The sequence below is a fragment of the Mesorhizobium sp. M1A.F.Ca.IN.020.06.1.1 genome (assembly GCF_004023265.1).
Lineage (GTDB): Bacteria > Pseudomonadota > Alphaproteobacteria > Rhizobiales > Rhizobiaceae > Mesorhizobium.
The window spans coordinates 1-853 of sequence record NZ_RZSR01001506.1; the positions used below are offsets into that span (position 1 = coordinate 1).

Sequence of the window (853 nt, forward strand, 5' to 3'; positions counted from 1 at the left end):
ACCTCCTCACGTCTGGCAGCTGCTCGCGCCGCGGCCGACATCGCCGATGACGAGACAGCCGCAGTCATTCGCCGAGAGAGGGACGAAGCCTGGCTAAATCATCGGGCCGACCTCAAGGCCGAAACCGCAGATGCGTTTGCCGCGGCATTGGCCAAGGATGATCGCGTCGGTGCGGGTCGATTGGCTCACGCGGGCGAGTTGGCGGATCTGCGCGCAATCAAGCAAAAGGCGGCGGAGATTGAAGCGGCGGCAGAACACGTAAGCTGCCAACTCACCGGTGTGGCCGAGCGCGCTGAAATGGCGTCAGCTGAAATCAAAAGGATGGCCGGCGCCTTGCTTGAGGATTGCCAGGCGCAGCCGATCGACCTCTTGATTGCACTTCTCGAAGAGCGCCTTTCCGCGCGTGCCGATGCGCTTGCCGCCTGGGACGACATAATGCTTGCAGGCGCAAGGATTGAACGCGCAACAGCCGAACGAGAGCGGATCCATCTCGGACTGGCTTCGGCCCTGCGAAGCGTCGGAATTCCGCTGGAAGCTGACGAGACCGTGCAAGCCATGGTGGTCGCCGCCGACCTCTTCCTGGACAGGCAGGCGAAGGTCGACGCGGAAAGCGCGGAAGCGCTGAGGAGCGTCGCCGCGAAGGAAGAGGAGCTGGCTGCCAGGCGGCTCTCTGTTGAAATTGCCGAGCGGCGGGATGATGCATGGCAGGCTGAGGTCAAGGAAACGCTCAAGGGCACCTGGCTCGAAGACGGCATCGCCGGAACCGGGCTTGGCAGCGTGCTCGATCAGCTGTCGGACCTGTCGAAGGCCCTGCAGGATCGTGAGGCCATGCGTACGCGCATAGACAAGATGG

The 853-nt window shown here is 63.3% G+C and carries 1 pseudogene; it reads left to right on the top strand.

The window, feature by feature from the left end:
* Positions 1-147 precede the first annotated feature (147 nt).
* A pseudogene (locus tag EOA60_RS35160) lies at positions 148-853 on the top strand (hypothetical protein); the annotation flags it as partial.